15 protein-coding genes are annotated in these 15,037 nt (G+C 64.9%); 7 read left to right on the top strand and 8 right to left on the bottom strand.

Going from position 1 to position 15,037, the window contains the following annotated elements:
- Positions 1-2 precede the first annotated feature (2 nt).
- From paaE to IVB48_RS08870, 5 genes are all read left to right on the top strand, one after another.
- Positions 3-1,085 (top strand): 1,2-phenylacetyl-CoA epoxidase subunit PaaE, encoded by a 1,083-nt coding sequence (paaE, locus tag IVB48_RS08890; protein WP_247399494.1) that lies wholly within the window; start codon positions 3-5, stop codon positions 1,083-1,085.
- Between the two features lie 55 nt (positions 1,086-1,140).
- Positions 1,141-1,590: a hydroxyphenylacetyl-CoA thioesterase PaaI gene (paaI, locus tag IVB48_RS08885; protein ID WP_247399491.1), complete on the top strand. Its 450-nt coding sequence runs from the start codon at positions 1,141-1,143 to the stop codon at positions 1,588-1,590.
- A 27-nt stretch (positions 1,591-1,617) separates the two neighbouring features.
- Positions 1,618-2,949 (top strand): phenylacetate--CoA ligase PaaK, encoded by a 1,332-nt coding sequence (paaK, locus tag IVB48_RS08880; protein WP_247399488.1) that lies wholly within the window; start codon positions 1,618-1,620, stop codon positions 2,947-2,949.
- A 64-nt stretch (positions 2,950-3,013) separates the two neighbouring features.
- Positions 3,014-4,018, top strand: a complete 1,005-nt coding sequence (locus tag IVB48_RS08875; RefSeq protein WP_247399485.1) for a zinc-binding alcohol dehydrogenase family protein — start codon at positions 3,014-3,016, stop codon at positions 4,016-4,018.
- 2 nt (positions 4,019-4,020) lie between these two features.
- Entirely contained in the window at positions 4,021-5,079 is a 1,059-nt protein-coding gene (locus tag IVB48_RS08870) for a YeeE/YedE family protein (protein ID WP_247399482.1), read from the top strand.
- Here the strand turns inward: IVB48_RS08870 and IVB48_RS08865 are convergent.
- A complete protein-coding gene (locus IVB48_RS08865) occupies positions 5,058-5,972 on the bottom strand; it encodes a DMT family transporter (RefSeq protein ID WP_247399479.1) in 915 nt (304 codons plus the stop codon). The two genes, IVB48_RS08870 and IVB48_RS08865, sit on opposite strands and share 22 nt — an antisense overlap.
- A gap of 100 nt (positions 5,973-6,072) precedes the next feature.
- Between IVB48_RS08865 and IVB48_RS08860 the strand changes: the two genes are divergently transcribed.
- Positions 6,073-7,503 (top strand): PLP-dependent aminotransferase family protein, encoded by a 1,431-nt coding sequence (locus IVB48_RS08860; protein WP_247399996.1) that lies wholly within the window; start codon positions 6,073-6,075, stop codon positions 7,501-7,503.
- Between the two features lie 10 nt (positions 7,504-7,513).
- Here IVB48_RS08860 and IVB48_RS08855 read toward each other — a convergent pair whose 3' ends face one another.
- From IVB48_RS08855 to IVB48_RS08840, 4 genes are all read right to left on the bottom strand, one after another.
- On the bottom strand, positions 7,514-8,737 hold the full coding sequence (locus tag IVB48_RS08855) for a bifunctional alpha/beta hydrolase/OsmC family protein (RefSeq protein WP_247399476.1): 1,224 nt from the start codon (positions 8,735-8,737) through the stop codon (positions 7,514-7,516).
- A 25-nt stretch (positions 8,738-8,762) separates the two neighbouring features.
- Complete coding sequence (locus IVB48_RS08850; protein WP_247399475.1) at positions 8,763-9,422, bottom strand: sulfite oxidase-like oxidoreductase; 660 nt, start codon at positions 9,420-9,422, stop codon at positions 8,763-8,765.
- A gap of 260 nt (positions 9,423-9,682) precedes the next feature.
- Positions 9,683-10,906 (bottom strand): cytochrome P450, encoded by a 1,224-nt coding sequence (locus tag IVB48_RS08845; protein ID WP_247399473.1) that lies wholly within the window; start codon positions 10,904-10,906, stop codon positions 9,683-9,685.
- A 54-nt stretch (positions 10,907-10,960) separates the two neighbouring features.
- On the bottom strand, positions 10,961-11,170 hold the full coding sequence (locus IVB48_RS08840) for a ferredoxin (RefSeq protein ID WP_247399471.1): 210 nt from the start codon (positions 11,168-11,170) through the stop codon (positions 10,961-10,963).
- A gap of 136 nt (positions 11,171-11,306) precedes the next feature.
- On the opposite strand from IVB48_RS08840, the gene IVB48_RS08835 reads away from it, so the two are divergent.
- Entirely contained in the window at positions 11,307-11,954 is a 648-nt protein-coding gene (locus IVB48_RS08835) for a TetR/AcrR family transcriptional regulator (protein ID WP_247359981.1), read from the top strand.
- Here IVB48_RS08835 and IVB48_RS08830 read toward each other — a convergent pair.
- The 3 genes from IVB48_RS08830 to IVB48_RS08820 all read right to left on the bottom strand — a co-directional run bounded on the left by IVB48_RS08830 (position 11,951) and on the right by IVB48_RS08820 (position 15,037).
- Positions 11,951-12,598, bottom strand: coding sequence for an aspartate/glutamate racemase family protein (locus IVB48_RS08830; RefSeq protein WP_247399468.1), 648 nt, complete (start codon positions 12,596-12,598; stop codon positions 11,951-11,953). The genes IVB48_RS08835 and IVB48_RS08830 overlap by 4 nt on opposite strands.
- Before the next feature lie 63 nt (positions 12,599-12,661).
- Positions 12,662-13,675 (bottom strand): amino acid ABC transporter substrate-binding protein, encoded by a 1,014-nt coding sequence (locus tag IVB48_RS08825; RefSeq protein ID WP_027568927.1) that lies wholly within the window; start codon positions 13,673-13,675, stop codon positions 12,662-12,664.
- 12 nt (positions 13,676-13,687) lie between these two features.
- Complete coding sequence (locus tag IVB48_RS08820) at positions 13,688-15,037, bottom strand: aspartate aminotransferase family protein (RefSeq protein WP_247399466.1); 1,350 nt, start codon at positions 15,035-15,037, stop codon at positions 13,688-13,690.

The raw sequence follows: 15,037 nt of genomic DNA, 5'->3' as shown, positions 1-15,037 counted from the left end.
CCATGTCAGCAGCCGCACCACGCTTTCATCGCCTGGCCGTCAACGACCTCCGCCGCGAGGCGTCGGACGCCGTATCGCTGACATTCGCCATCCCGGCGGAGCTTGCGGCCGACTACGCCTTCACGCCCGGCCAATACCTCACACTCCGCACCACGCTGGATGGCGAGGAAGTGCGCCGCTCCTATTCGATCTGCTCCGGGCCCGACGACGGCGAGATACGCATCGCCGTAAAGAAGATCGATGGTGGCGCGTTTTCGAGCTGGGCAGCGGACGATTTGAAGTGTGGCGACGCGCTGGATGTGATGACGCCCACGGGACGTTTCGGCGTGATCCCGCCGGCCGGCACTGGCCGCATCCATGTCGGCTTTGCCGCCGGCTCCGGCATCACGCCGATCCTGTCGATCGTCAAGGGCACGCTTGCGCGCGAGCCGGACAGTCAGTTCTTCCTGTTCTACGGCAATCGCACGACCGACAACATCATGTTCCTCGAGGCGCTCGAAGAGCTCAAGGATCGCTTCATCGACCGGCTCTCGATCTTCCACGTCATCTCCGGCGAGGAGCAGGACATCCCGATCCTGCATGGCCGGCTCGACGGCGACAAGGTGCGAGTGCTGCTGCGTTCGCTGGTGCCGGCGGAAAGCGTCGATCACGTCTTCATCTGCGGTCCGTCCGGCATGAGCGAGGACATCGAGGCGACCTGCCGAGGGCTCGGCATCGCGGACGAGCGTATCCATGTCGAGCGCTTCGTCTCCGAATTCGGCGGCAAGCCGCGACCGAAGAAGATCGTTGCGCCGGACGCGCCGCCGAAAGCGATCGCGTCGCTGATCATCGACGGCAAGCGCCGCGACGTGCCGGTCGCCGAGGACGAGGCGATCCTCGATGCCGCACTACGCGCCGGTGTCGATCTGCCCTTCGCCTGCAAGGGCGGCATGTGCTCGACCTGCCGTGCAAAACTGTTGGAGGGTGAGGCGCCGATGGATATCAACTACTCGCTGGAACCCTGGGAGCTGAAAGCCGGCTTTGTCCTGACCTGTCAGGCCAAGCCATCGTCGGAGCGGGTCGTGGTCGATTACGACCACGTTTGACAGTTTTAGCCAGGCAGCAGAACGTCGTGTCCAAACACTCGGAGGGGAGAAGCGCGTGAACGTCAAGGCCGCCTTGTCGCCCGAGGATGTAGCCCGCGCCTGCGCCGATGCGATGTGGGCGGAGGACGATGCCTCCAAAGGACTCGGCATGGAGATCGTCGAGATCGGGCCGGGCTATGCGACGCTCGCGATGACTGTGCGGCCGGACATGGTCAACGGCCAGCGCATCGCCCATGGCGGTTTCATTTTCACGCTGGCCGATTCCGCCTTCGCTTTCGCGTGCAACTCGCACAACGACCGCGTCGTGGCGGCGCAGGGCCAGATCACCTTCATCAAGCCGGGCAGGCTCGGCGATCGGCTGGTCGCAAGAGCGCGCGAGGTCACGCGCGGCGGCCGCTCGGGCATCTATGACGTGCGCGTCACCGCCGGCGATACAGTCATCGCCGAATTTCGCGGGCATTCGCGGGTCATTCCCGGTAATTGGCTGCCGGCGCGGGATCAATAAAAAAAGCAATGATACGGGGAAACGAGGATGGCTCTGACGAGGCTCAAGGAAGTTGGTAACACCTATCGCGCCGAAATGGATGCGCATGAGCGCGCATCGCGCGACGAGATCATGGCACTCCAGACGGAGCGACTGGCCTGGTCGCTGAAGCACGCCTACGACAACGTCCCGCATTATCGCAAGGCCTTCGACGCGGCCGGCGTGCATCCGTCCGACTTTCGAGAGCTCTCGGATGTTGCGAAATTTCCGTTCACGGTGAAGACGGACCTGCGCGACAATTATCCCTTCAACATGTTTGCCGTGCCCCGTGAAAAGCTGGTGCGCGTGCATGCGTCCTCCGGCACGACGGGCAAGCCGATCGTGGTGGGCTATACGCAACGCGACATCGACACATGGTCGGACGTGATGGCGCGCTCGATCCGCGCCGCCGGCGGCCGCACCGGCATGATCATCCACAATGCCTATGGCTACGGTCTCTTCACCGGCGGGTTAGGGGTGCACTATGGCGCCGAAAAACTCGGCTGCACCGTGGTGCCGATCTCCGGGGGCATGACCGAGCGGCAGGTGCAGCTCATCAACGACTTCCGGCCCGACATCATCACGGTGACGCCGAGCTACATGCTGGCGATCCTCGACGAGTTCAAGCGCCAGAAGCTCGATCCACGCCAGTGCTCGCTCAAGGTCGGCATCTTCGGTGCCGAGCCCTGGACCAATGCCATGCGCGGCGAGATCGAAGACGCCTTCGACATGGACGCGACCGACATCTACGGTCTTTCCGAGGTGATCGGGCCCGGCGTTGCGCAGGAATGTATCGAGACCAAGGACGGTCTGCACATCTGGGAGGATCATTTCTATCCCGAAGTCATCGACCCCGACACCGGTGCAGTGCTGCCTGACGGTGAGAAGGGCGAACTTGTCTTTACCTCGCTCACCAAGGAAGCATTTCCGGTGGTCCGCTATCGCACCCGTGACCTGACGCGGCTGTTGCCGGGGACGGCGCGGCCGGGCATGCGGCGGATGGAGAAGGTCACGGGCCGTTCCGACGACATGATCATCCTGCGCGGCGTCAATCTGTTCCCGACCCAGATCGAGGAGGTTCTGCTCGCCACCGACTGGTGCGGAGGGCATTTCATTCTGGAACTGACCCGCGAAGGCCGCATGGACGAGTTGACCATCATTGCCGAGGCGCGGCCGGAGAGCTGGGACGGCCGGGGCCTCCTCGACCATGCGAGCCGGATCTCGACGCACATCAAGAACACCATCGGCATCAGCTCCAGGGTGAGCGTGGTTGCGCCGGCCACGCTGGAACGCTCGCTCGGCAAGGCCAAGCGCCTCTATGACAAGCGGCCCAAGGATTGACTTGACGGATTGACTTGACCGTCCCCAAGGGCGACAAGGCCCGCGAGAAATCGCGGGTCTTTCCATGTCAACAGCCGATCCCAAAGCCGTCGACGCGCGCTGTGTGCGCCTCAACGCGAAGGCCGAGAACGCGGCTGCGGTTGCGCCGGTGGTTGAGCGTCGGACGTTCGCTCGCGGCCCTAGCGATCTCCTGATCGAGGTGAGGGCCGCCGCCGTCAATCCGTCCGACGTCAAGGCCGCGACCGGGCTGATGCCCTATGCCATCTTCCCGCGCACGCCGGGTCGCGATTACGCCGGCGTGGTGATCGACGGGCCGGCCGGTATGATCGGCCGCGAGGTGTTCGGCTCCTCCGGCGATCTCGGCATCCGTCGCGACGGCACCCACGCCAGCCATCTCGTCGTTGAATCCGACGCGGTGGTGGAGAAGCCCAAGACCGTGTCCTGGGAGGAGGCCGCCGGCATCGGGGTGCCCTTTGTCACCGCAATGGAGGGCTTTCGCCGCGCCAGCATTCCAAAGCCCGGGGAAGCGGTGCTGGTATTCGGCGTCAACGGCAAGGTCGGTCAAGCGGCGGTGCAGATCGCGACCTGGCAGGGCGCGCGTGTCATCGGCGTGGTGCGCAAGGCGGAAGCTTATGAGTGCCATACCAACGCGGCCATCGAGGTGATCGACGCTTCCGCGACCGACGTCGCCACACGCGTGCGCGAGTTGACCGGAGGTAAAGGCGCCGACATCGTCTTCAACACGGTCGGCGATCCCTATTTCCAGGCGGCGCACAAGTCGCTCGCGCTTCGCGGCCGCCAGATCCTGATCGCCGCGATCGACCGCATCGTGCAGTTCAACATCCTCGAATTCTACCGCGGGCAACACACCTATGTCGGCATCGACACGCTCGGCCTGTCGTCGGCGGCAACAGGCGCGGTGCTGCGCGAACTCGGCTCCGGCTTTGCGAGCGGGCACCTGAAACCGTTCCCGATCAAGGCGAACGCCGTCTATTCGCTCGAGCGCGCGAAGGAGGCCTATGTCGCCGTTGCCGGCTCGTCGCGGGACCGCGTGATCCTGAAGCCTTGATCATGGAGTCGTCCACCCAGCTCGTCATCCTCGCCGGCCTCGGCATCGGCCTGGTTTACGGCGCCGTCGGCCTGCTCAGCGGCTTCTGCCTGATGAGCAGCATGCGCGGCTGGCTGGCGAAGGGGGATGGGCGGTTGGTACGCACCTACGCGTCGGCGATCGCGGTTGCGACCGCCGCGAGCCAATTCCTCGCCGGCAACGGCATGGTCGATCTCGGCAAGTCGATCTACCTGCAACAGTCCTTTTCGGTGCCAGTGCTGTTTCTCGGCGGACTTCTGTTTGGATACGGCATGGTGCTGTCGAACGGCTGCGGTTCGCGCGCGCTGGTGCTGCTCGGTCGCGGCAATCTCCGCTCCTTCGTCGTGGTGGTCGTGCTCGCCATCGCCGCGCAGATGACGCTCAAGGGCCTGATCGCGCCGGCGCGCATCGCGCTGGTCCAGGCCTCGCAAACCACGGTCAACGTGAATTCGCTGCCGTCGCTGTTGGCGATGCTCGGTCCGGCAGAAGCGGTTTCGCGCGCGATGGCTGCTGCTGTCGTCGTTGTAGCGCTGATCCTGTTTGCTTTCGCGCACCCGGCGTTCCGGCGGTCCCCCGGCCAGATCGCGGCCGGTGTCATCGTCGGTCTCCTCGTCGCCGGCGGCTGGTTCGTCACCGGCTATCTCGGCGCGGATGACTTCAACCCGGTGCCGGTGACCTCGCTCACCTTCGTCGCGCCGATTGCGGACAGTCTGCAATATGCCATGCTCTCGACCGGTCTGATGCCGAATTTCGGCATTGCAACAGTTGCCGGCGTCTTCGCTGGCAGTCTGGCCACCGCGCTAGCTACGGGCCGTTTCCATCTCGAAGGCTATTCCTCGCCACGCCATATGCTGCGTTCGACTAGCGGCGCTGCGCTGATGGGTATCGGCGGCGTGATGGCGTTCGGCTGCTCGATCGGGCAAGGGCTCACCGGGGCGTCGACGCTCGCGCTGGGCTCCTTCGTCGCCATCGCCGGCATCCTGCTCGGCACGACGGCGGGCTTGCGCGGGATGCTGCGCGTTCAGCCGTTCGCGGTAGCCTGACGGCGCAGCATACGATCGCCGAGCGTGGCAAAGCCAATGCCACCGATGATCAGTCCGGCCGCAACGGCAAGACTAATATCAATAGGCTCGCCCAGCAGGATCGCAGCGCAGGCGATCCCGACGAGCGGCGTGCCGGTGGTTCCGAGCGCCGTCGTCAGAGCCGAGATGCTCTTGTTGACCATCGACATGGCCCAATAAGCCAGCGCCGTCCCGATCAGACCGGAGTACAGGAACAGCAGGACGAGTTTCCATGACCATTCCGCGTGCGGCAGCCCCTCCACGATCATCGCAGCCGCTGACAGCACGATCGTGGCAACGAGCACCTGCCAGATTAGGAGCTGAAGTGGGGATGCGATCCAGCGATGGGCCCGAATATAGATGATGTTCGCAGCCCATGAGATCGCGGCCAGGATCACCATGCCGGCGCCAAGGACGACGTTGGCATTCGTCCAGTCGATCGAGGTGGGATTCAGGATCACGGCAAGACCAATCAGCCCGAGCAGGGCGCCGGCCAGTTTTGGCGCAGTCAGCGTATCCTTCCCCAGCAGGGGCGCTGCGATCGCGACCCAGAGCGGCGTGGTGTAGCCGAGCACAATGGCCTTGCTCGCGGGCAGGAAGCGCACGCCGGCCGCCACCAGGACAGAGAATATCGTCATGTGCAGCAGCGCGACACTCAGGACCACCGGAATGTCGCGCCGGTTCGGGATCACCAGATTGTTGCTGAGCCCCAGGATCACGAACAATGCTGCCAAAGCGATCCAGCTGCGGATCGCCGAGGTCCAGAGCGGCGGAAGGAATTGCACGAGTTGCTTCGTCACCGACCAGTTTACGCCCCAGGCCAGCACGACGATGAGGAATAGGCCGACGGCCGCGCGGGGCGAGAGGGAGTTCATCGGAAAATCCTTGAAGCAGTTCTATCAGGCGGATAGCATTCCGCTTGGCACCTAAAAAAGTGCCAGATCAGAAAGGATCAAGGTGCCAGTTCCGGAAAGCATGATCTCCGCCCTGATCGACCTGAACCGGGCCGACGACGAGGGGCTGGTGGCTCAACTGACGAGCCAGCTCCGAAGCTTGATCGCGACCGGTCGTCTCGTCAAAGGCCGCACGCTGCCGTCGAGCCGCCGGCTCGCGAGCGATCTCGGCGTCTCGCGCAACACCGTCAGCTATGCGTTCGAGCAGCTCGCCGCCGAGGGATATCTCGAGGCTTCGCACGGCCGCCGTCCGATGGTCATGGTCGAGGGCGGCGAGCGCATTGCCGAGGCGGGCGCCGTCGCATCTCGCATGCGCCTTGGCAAGCCGCGGCTTTCGCCTTGGGCTTCGAGCCTCACGCAGACCGACTGGCCGATGTCTTATCAGGCGCGACTGAGACCCTTGCGTCCCGGGCACGGCGATTTCCGGGAGTTTCCCAACGAGGTCTGGGCGCGCTGCCTGCGCCGCAGCGCCGTGCGCGCGGCCAAGCGCGAGCTCGGACCGGTCAACCGGGCGCGCCTGCGCGAGGCGCTGGCGCATTATCTCGCGACCAGCAGGGGTGTGCGTGCGACGGCGGATCAGATCCTGATTCTGCCGAGCGCGCAGGCCGCGCTGACCTTGATTGCGGCCGCCGTCATCACGCCCGGCGACGACGTCTGGGTCGAGGATCCCGGCTATCCCGGCGCCGCGGCCGCGTTCCGTGCGTCCGGTGCGCGCGTGATCGGGATGAGGTTGGACGAGCAGGGCATGCAGCGGATTCCGGGGATAGCGACCCCGACATTGATCTTCATGACGCCGTCGCACCAGCACCCGACCGGCCGCCTGATGTCGCTCTCGCGCCGCACGGAGTTTCTTGGCCTGAGCAGGCCCGGCAAGACCTGGATCGTAGAGGACGATTACGACGGTGAATTCCACTATGACAGCCGGCCGGTGCCGGCCTTGCAGGGACTCGATGCCCATGGCCGCGTGTTCTATGTCGGTACGTTTTCCAAGGCCATGACCTCGGACATCCGGCTCGGCTATCTCGTTGTTCCTCCGGCCCTGGTCAACACCTTGGAGATCGCACAGCGGCACATCGGGCTGATCGCCCCGAGCCACGTCCAGGAAGCGCTGGCCGAGTTCATTGCCGACGGGAATTTCCTGGCGCATCTGCGCCGGGTGCGCCGGATCTATCATGCCCGCCGCGATCACCTCGTGGAGGGACTCGAGCGCCATTTGGGCGACGTGCTCTCTGCCGAAGTGCCCCCCGGTGGCATTCAGCTCGTCGCGCGCCTCAAGCGCGGTCGCGCGGATCAGAAGGCGGTCAAGCGGCTGGTCGAAGCGGGCGTTGAAACGCGTGCCCTGTCTGGCTTGGCACTGGGCAGGCCGCGCGATCACGGTCTATTGCTCGGCTTCGCGGCCTGGCGCGAGAGCGAGATCACCGCGGCGTTGCGGACGATGGCGTCCTGCTTCTAGCGCAAGCGCGCTAATCCACGGCCCTGGTCACGATCCGGATTTCCGAGGTCAGCGTCCGGTGCACCGGGCATTTGTCGGCGATCTCCATCAATTTCTTGCGCTGCTCGGCATCGAGCGCACCGACCATCGCGATGTCGCGCTCGATCTGGTCGAGCATGCCGTCGCGCGTCTCGCATTCCGCGCAGTCTTTCGCATAGATCTTAGAATGCTTCAGTGAGACGGTGACACGATCGAGCGGCAGCGACTTGCGGTCGGCATAGAGGCGCATGGTCATGGAGGTGCAGGCCCCGAGGCCAGCGAGCAGAAGATCATAAGGACCAGGGCCGGCATCCTCGCCGCCGGCGGCGACCGGTTCATCCGCGATCAGGCGATGCGGACCGACAGAGATGACCTGGTTGAACTTGCTCTTGCGGGTCTCCTGCACCACGACCCGGCGCGGCGCCTCCGGGAGATCCATTGCCTTCGCCGGTTTGACTGTGTCGATGTACCGGCTTGCCCAGGCCGCGATCATGTCGGCCGCGTAGAGCGCATCGGCCGGCTTGGTCAGCAGATGATCCGCATGATCGAGCGAGACGAAACTCTTGGGATGCCGGGCGGAGACGAAGAGCTTCGTCGCATTGTCGATGCCGACGGTATCGTCGACTGGAGAATGCATGACCAACAGCGCCTTGTGCAGGCCGGTGACGTCCTTCATCAGCTCGTGCTCGGCGATGTCGTCGAGGAATTCGCGCTTGATCCGGAACGGGCGTCCCGCAAGCGAGACTTCGACCTCACCTTGGGTGCGAATGTCGTCGAGATGCTCTTTGAACAGGCCGGTGACGTGGGCGGGATCGGATGGTGCCGCGATGGTCGCAACCGCCTTGGCCTCCGGGATGCGTCCGGCCGCCGCGAGGATCGCGGCGCCGCCGAGGCTGTGACCGATCAGGATGGACGGCGCCTTGCGGACGCTACGCAGATGACCGGCAGCGCGCACGAGATCGGCGACATTGGAGGAAAACGTCGAATTGGCGAAATCCCCTTCACTGGAGCCGAGCCCGGTAAAGTCGAAGCGCAGCACCGCGATGCCCTTGGCGGCGAGCGCGACCGAGATGCGCTTGGCGGCCAGCGTGTCCTTGCCGCAAGTGAAGCAATGCGCGAACAGCGCGAAGGCCGTGGGCTCGCCGTCGGGTAGCTCCAGCGCGGCCGAAAGTTGATGGCCGCCTTCGCCGGTGAATTGAAAGCGCTCTGTCGGCATGGGCTTCCCCCGTCCTTGCTTGAACCTAATCGCCCGAATAGCGCTGCTCTGCCCAGGGATCGCCGCGATTATGATAGCCGCGGACTTCCCAGAAGCCCGGCGCGTCCTCGGTCAGGAATTCGATCGACTGAACCCATTTGGCGCTCTTCCAGAAATACAGATGCGGCACCACCAGCCGCACCGGGCCGCCATGTTCGGCCGACAATGGCTCACCGGACCAGCTATGGGCGAGCAATGCATCCTCGGCTGCAAAGTCGTCCAGCGCGAGGTTGGCGGTGTAGCCGTCATGGGAATGCAGCACGACGAAGCGCGCATCCTTGCGCGGCTGGCAGGCCGCGAGCAGCTCGCGCGTAGCGAGCCCCTCCCACTCATTGTCGTAGCGCGACCAGGTCGTGACGCAGTGGATGTCGGAGGTGAACCGCGCCTGCTTCTGGGCGGCGAACTCGGCAAAAGTCCAGAACACGGGGGTCTCGATTGCGCCGTAGACGTCGAGCCGCCAGCGCTCGCGCGAAACCGGCGGCACGACGCCGAGATCGAGCACCGGCCAGTCTTTTGTCAGATGCTGGCCGGGCGGCAGGCGCTGATCTTCCGGGCGCGTGATCTTGCCGGTCAAAAAGTGGCCTTCGCGCGCCCATTTTTCCTTGGTGCGCGTCAGTTTGCTGTCGGATGGCGTCTCGTCGGTCATGAGCTACTCGTGCCGGTGCATCGCGGAGGCATGCATGGTGTCGCGCATGGTGGAATAGATGATCAGCGACAGGCAGATGATACCAGCGAGATAGTAGTAGAACCACTCCTCATGCCCGATGCTACGCCGAGGTTGCCGATCGAGCCGATGAAGGTCGCGTTGATCCGCGCTGGGCGCTGGCGATATCAAAATGCTCAGAGGCCGGTTTGATTGCTTGTCTCAGTCACGTCCGGCCTCTCCGCATCGCTGTTTGGAGAGGTCTACATCGCCTTTCCAAGCAAAAATGGCAACTGGCGGGGACCTCTGACGGTTCCCTGTGACCAGGTCACCGTGCCCGCCGGATCGAGGGCGAAGTCCGGAATTCGCTTCAGCCATTCCTCCAACGCAACCTGCATCTCCATGCGCGCAAGGTTCGAGCCGACGCAGCGGTGGATACCGAGGCCGAAGGCGGCGTGGCGGTTCTCACGGCGGTCAATCACGACCTTGTCAGCATCCGGAAACATTTTCGGGTCACGGTTGGCGGCCGGGAAGGACAGCAGCACCATGTTGCCTGCCTTGACCGGGCAGCCGGAAATCGTGGTCTCCTTGACCACTTCGCGCGCCATCGTCACCGGCGAATAGGCGCGCAGCAGCTCCTCCACCGCGGTCGGGACCAGTCCGGGCTCGGCGACCAGGCGCTGGCGGTCGGCCGGCGTCCGGGCGAGGTGCCAGAGCGAGGAGCCGATCGCGCTCCAGGTGGTGTCGATGCCGGCGATCAGGAGCAGTCGCAGCGAGCCCAGCACGTGCGAATCCTCGAGCGGATTGCCCTCCTTGTCCCTGGCATTCATCAGGTAGGAAATGAGGTCGTCGGTCGGCTTGTTCTTGCGCGCTTCGATATGGGCGCTGAAATAGACGGTCATCTCTTGCACCGCCTGGAGCAGCGTGTTTTCGTCCTTGATGCCAAGTTCCAGGATCATGTGGATCCAGCGGATGAAGAGATCGCTGTCTGTCTCGGGGATGCCGAGCATGTGGGCGATCGCGCGAACCGGAATGTGCTTGGTGTAGCGCTCTGCCGCGTCCAGTCCGCCTTCAGTGATGAACCCGTCGATCAACTCGTTGCAGATCGCGCGCACCCGCGGTTCCAGCTTCTTCATCGCGTCCGGCGTGAACGGCGGTAGCAGCAATTGCTTGGCTGGCTTGTGCACCGGCGGATCGGACGTGATCGGCGGGGCGGAGTTTCTGCTGGTGATCTCCGGCCGAACGTCACGGACGATGATGCGGCGCGAGGAGAAATGCTCGCTGTCGTTGGCGATCTGGCGCACCGCTTCATAGGTCGTCGGCAGGTAGCAGCCGAGGAAGCGGTCGGTATGCACGACCGGGCTTGCGGCGCGCAGCTCGTCCCAGATCGGGAATGGATCTTCCGTCCATTGCGGATCGGTGTGGTCGAAATCATGGACCCAGTCGGTCACGGGCGGATGGGCGGCGGGCTGGCTGACGTCGGACATCTCGAAATCCCTTGGGGCTCGTGTGCACGGAAGGCTCGCGGGGCAGCGGCTGCGCTACTCCTCGATCACGTCGATCGCGATTTCCGGACAATTGGATTTGGCGAGCCAGGCCCTGTCTTCGAGGCCGGATGGGACGGTGCCGTCGCCGGCTTCGTGGGCGTTGCCGTATTCGTCCAGCTCGAACAGCTCCGGCGCCAGCGCCTTGCAGCGCGCGTGCCCCTGGCATTTGTCCGGATCGACGCGAACCCTCAGTCGCTCTGTCATGGCGGCTTCCTCGGTCGTATGCGCTCCGGCCCTGAAGGCGGCGCGCGCTCCCATCTGAGTTCTTATTCAAGTTATAGGATATTACATTCGCGGCGGGCTTCCCCTGTCAAGCGCAAACTTATAGGCTCTGCGCAACATGCGTTCACAACTTTCCCGCAAGCCCGAGAACACCTACCACCATGGCGATCTCCGCGACGCCTTGATCAAGGCCGCGCTGCGCGAAGCCGAGCAGGGCGGGACGGAGGCGATCAGCATCAAGGCGCTGGCAAAGCAGCTGGGTGTCTCGCAGCCGGCGCCCTACCGGCATTTCGCCGATCGCGAGGCGCTGCTTGCGGCGGTGACGGCGGAGGCGTTCCGGCAGCTCAACGGGATCTTGCGGGCGGCGATGGCAAAGCCGTCGAAGCGGTCGAAGCTGTCGCTGTTGGCGCAGGCGACGCTGGATTTCGGCTTACGCCGCAATGGCATCTACCGCTTGATGTTCGCCTCTCGCACGGTGTCGTGTGCGGCGAAAGGTAGCGAGTTGCACGAAGCGACCCGCGAAACGTTTGCGCTCGTGATCGAGGCACTGGAAGCTCCGGCTGTTGATTACTTGCGCGAGCGGCAGGCGCTCAAGATCTGGGCGGCGGTGCACGGCGTGGTGATGCTGGCTGAGCAGGGACTGTTCACCGGCGAGGCGGCTCATGCCACGCGCGAAGACCTGGTCGAGGACTTTGTCAGCGAAACCAAGGCAGCGCTTGCGGTGGCAATCAAGGGCGCACGGCGCCGGAAAAAGGCCGGCGCTTAAGCCTTCGCCGCCAACAGCTTCATCAGCTTCTCGACGGCGCTGTCGGGCGTGGTGACTACAGGGCGGCCGGTGGCTTCTGCCACGAGGGGCGCCGTTGCCGCGATGCTGAACTGCGCGAGCGCGATGACGTCGCAATCGCGCAAATCATGTGAGGCTTCCACGATCAGCCGGTCATGCCTAGCGCGGTCGCCGCGGTCGAGTGCGGCCAGCGCGCCTTCGGCAAGTTTCGGCACGACCTGGACAGCGGGAGGAAACTCCGGCGGCATCGAGGCCAGCGTCGGCGCGAAAGTCGAGAGCAGGCCGATGCGCTGGCCCATCGTCACCGCCCGTTCGATCATGGCCTCGTTCGGCTTGAGCACCGGCATCGGCGCTTGCGCGCGCGCGACCGCCTCGATGCAGGGACCGAAGGCCGAGCAGGTGAACAGGATCGCATCCGCGCCTGTCGCCGCGGCGTAGTGGCCGAGCGCAAGGAAGCGTTCGGTCATGGCATCATTGAGCTTGCCGTCACGCGCCAGATCCGACGACAGGCTGTCATCGAGCAGGTTCATCAACCGCGCTTCCGGCCACGCCTTCGCGAACGCAGCTTCGATCGGGGCGATGGAATGCTTGAGGGCGTGGATCAGCGCGATGCGAGGAGACGTCATTGAACGTTACCTGATGCAAGGTCGCGTGCCCCGGACGCAGCGCGTCCGGGACACGAGAGGCGTTTACTTGAATGGCACCGCGTACATCAAGCCGCCCTTGCTCCAGAGGCCGTTGAGGCCGCGCTCGAGCTTGAGCGGGCTCGCCTTGCCGACATTGCGCTCATAGATCTCGCCGTAATTGCCGGTAGCCTTGATGGCTGTGACCAGCCATTTGTTGTCGAGCCCGAGCCGCGAGCCGAGATCGCCGGAGGCACCGAGCAGGCGCTGGATCGCGGGCGTCTGCGACTTCGCCATCTCGTCGACATTGCCTTGTGTGACGCCGAGCTCTTCGGCCTCGATCAAGCCATAATGCAGCCAGGTGATGATGTCGCTCCAGACCTCGTCGCCATTGCGGGTGAAGGGGCCGAGCGGCTCCTTGCTGATGGTCTGCGGCAGCACGACGTAGTCGGCCGCGTTCGGCGCCGCGGTCGTCACGGCGCCTGCGAGCGCGGAAGCGTCCTGGGTCATGGCGTCGCAACGGCCGCCGAAGAAGGTCTGGTACATGGTGTCGACGCGGTCGAACACCAGCGGCTTCCAGTCGATGCCGTTGGCGCGGCCGTAATCGCCGAGCGTGACCTCATGCGTGGTGCCCTGCGCGACGCAGACGGTGGCGCCCTTGAGATCCTTAATCTCCTTCACGCCGAGGTCCTTCTTCACGACAAAGCCCTGACCGTCGTAGAAGTTGACCGGTCCCTGCCGCAGGCCCAGCGTGACACCGCGCAGATAGGTCTGCGTCGAGTTGCGGTAGAGCACGTCGATCTCGCCGGACTGGAGCGCGGTGAAGCGGTTCTGCGCGGTCAGCGAGACGTAACGCACCTTGCTGGCATCGCCGAGCACGCCGGCGGCGAGCGCGCGGCAATAATCGACGTCGAGACCCTTGTAGTTGCCTTGCGAATCCGGCGCGGAGAAGCCGGCAAAACCGGCGCTAACGCCGCATATCAGCGTGCCGCGGCTCTTCACCGTGTCGAGCGTTGCCGCCGACGCGACCACCGTCGATGCCGCGAGCACGCCGGCTACGATAACCACTTTCCTCATCATGCTATTCTCTCCTCAGTGATTGACACGACGCAATACGTTGTCGACGGCGGTGCCGAGCTTGTCGACGATCAGGTCGATCTCCTCCGGCGAAGCGATATAGGGCGGCGCCAGCAGTACGTGGTCGCCACGGACGCCGTCCACGGTGCCGCCGCCGGGATAGCAGCCGAGACCGTTGGCGAAGGCCTCCGCCTTGATCTTCTGGTTCAGCTTCAGCGCGGGATCGAACGAGGTCCGGCTGGCGCGATCGGCGACGAGTTCGATCGCCCAGAACAGGCCGCGGCCCCTGATATCGCCGACATGACGGTGATTGCCGAATCGCTCGATGAGCCGCTGCTCGAGCTGCTTGCCGCGCTCCTTGACCCGGTCGAGCAGGCCGTCCTCGCGGATCACGTCCTGCACCGCGAGCGCAGCAGCGCAAGCGAGGGGATGCGCGAGATAAGTGTGGCCGTGCAGGAAGGCGCCCGAACCTGAGCGGACTGTGTCGATGATCCTGCCACTGGCCAGCATCGCGCCGATCGGCTGGTAGCCGCCGCCGAGACCCTTGGCGATCACCTGGATGTCGGGCGCCACGCCTTCCTGCTCCCAGGCGTGCGTGGTGCCGGTGCGGCCCATGCCGCTCATGACCTCGTCGAGAATGAGCAGCGCGCCGTGGCGGTCGCAGATCTCGCGCACCGCCTTGAAGTAGCCGTCCGGCGCCGTCACGGCACCTGCGGTGGCGCCGACGACGGGCTCTGCGAGGAACGCCGCGACCGTATTGGGACCGAGGCGCTGAAACTCGGCTTCGAGTTCGGCCGCGAGCCGGGCGACGAATTGCGCGTCGGATTCGCTCTCGTGCTTCTCGTGATAGGCGAAGGCCGGGGTCACATGGCTGAAGGCGTCTGAGAGCAGCGGCGCGTAGGGCGCGCGGCGCCAGGCATTGCCGCCCGCCGCGAGCGCGCCGAGCGTATTGCCGTGATAGCTCTGCCGCCGCGCGATGAAGTGTTGCCGCTCCGGCTCGCCGCGCTCGATGAAAAATTGCCGCGCGAGCTTGATGCTGGCTTCAACCGCTTCCGATCCGCCGCTGACGAAATAGGCGTAGGCGAGGCCGCCGGGCTCATGGCCGACCAGCCTCTCGGCCAGCGCCTCCGCCGGCTCGGACGAGAAGAACGCGGTATGGGCATAAGCGAGGGTCGAAGCCTGCTTCGTGATCGCTGCGATCACGCGCGGATGCTGGTGGCCGAGACAGGAGACAGCAGCTCCGCCGGAGGCGTCGATAATGCGCCGCCCGTCCTCGGCGAAGAGGTAGACGCCTTCGCCGCCGATCGCCTTGGGCGGCGTTTCGCGCAGCGAGCGATGCAGCACGCGGCTGGTGCGAGCGACCAT

This window comes from Bradyrhizobium sp. 76 (assembly GCF_023073025.1).
Taxonomy (GTDB): Bacteria; Pseudomonadota; Alphaproteobacteria; order Rhizobiales; family Xanthobacteraceae; genus Bradyrhizobium.
The sequence above is the reverse complement of the archived record's forward strand: the minus strand, read 5'-3'. Positions and strand labels throughout refer to the sequence as shown.

What these genes read in the sequence shown, in the direction of transcription:
- paaE (WP_247399494.1), top strand. Translation starts at nt 3, where the DNA reads ATGTCAGCAGCCGCACCACGCTTTCATCGCCTGGCCGTCAACGACCTC.
- paaK (WP_247399488.1), top strand. Translation starts at nt 1,618, where the DNA reads ATGGCTCTGACGAGGCTCAAGGAAGTTGGTAACACCTATCGCGCCGAA.
- IVB48_RS08875 (WP_247399485.1), top strand. Translation starts at nt 3,014, where the DNA reads ATGTCAACAGCCGATCCCAAAGCCGTCGACGCGCGCTGTGTGCGCCTC.
- IVB48_RS08870 (WP_247399482.1), top strand. Translation starts at nt 4,021, where the DNA reads ATGGAGTCGTCCACCCAGCTCGTCATCCTCGCCGGCCTCGGCATCGGC.
- IVB48_RS08865 (WP_247399479.1), bottom strand. Translation starts at nt 5,972, where the DNA reads ATGAACTCCCTCTCGCCCCGCGCGGCCGTCGGCCTATTCCTCATCGTC.
- IVB48_RS08860 (WP_247399996.1), top strand. Translation starts at nt 6,073, where the DNA reads ATGATCTCCGCCCTGATCGACCTGAACCGGGCCGACGACGAGGGGCTG.
- IVB48_RS08855 (WP_247399476.1), bottom strand. Translation starts at nt 8,737, where the DNA reads ATGCCGACAGAGCGCTTTCAATTCACCGGCGAAGGCGGCCATCAACTT.
- IVB48_RS08850 (WP_247399475.1), bottom strand. Translation starts at nt 9,422, where the DNA reads ATGACCGACGAGACGCCATCCGACAGCAAACTGACGCGCACCAAGGAA.
- IVB48_RS08845 (WP_247399473.1), bottom strand. Translation starts at nt 10,906, where the DNA reads ATGTCCGACGTCAGCCAGCCCGCCGCCCATCCGCCCGTGACCGACTGG.
- IVB48_RS08840 (WP_247399471.1), bottom strand. Translation starts at nt 11,170, where the DNA reads ATGACAGAGCGACTGAGGGTTCGCGTCGATCCGGACAAATGCCAGGGG.
- IVB48_RS08835 (WP_247359981.1), top strand. Translation starts at nt 11,307, where the DNA reads ATGCGTTCACAACTTTCCCGCAAGCCCGAGAACACCTACCACCATGGC.
- IVB48_RS08830 (WP_247399468.1), bottom strand. Translation starts at nt 12,598, where the DNA reads ATGACGTCTCCTCGCATCGCGCTGATCCACGCCCTCAAGCATTCCATC.
- IVB48_RS08825 (WP_027568927.1), bottom strand. Translation starts at nt 13,675, where the DNA reads ATGATGAGGAAAGTGGTTATCGTAGCCGGCGTGCTCGCGGCATCGACG.
- IVB48_RS08820 (WP_247399466.1), bottom strand. Translation starts at nt 15,037, where the DNA reads ATGGTCGCTCGCACCAGCCGCGTGCTGCATCGCTCGCTGCGCGAAACG.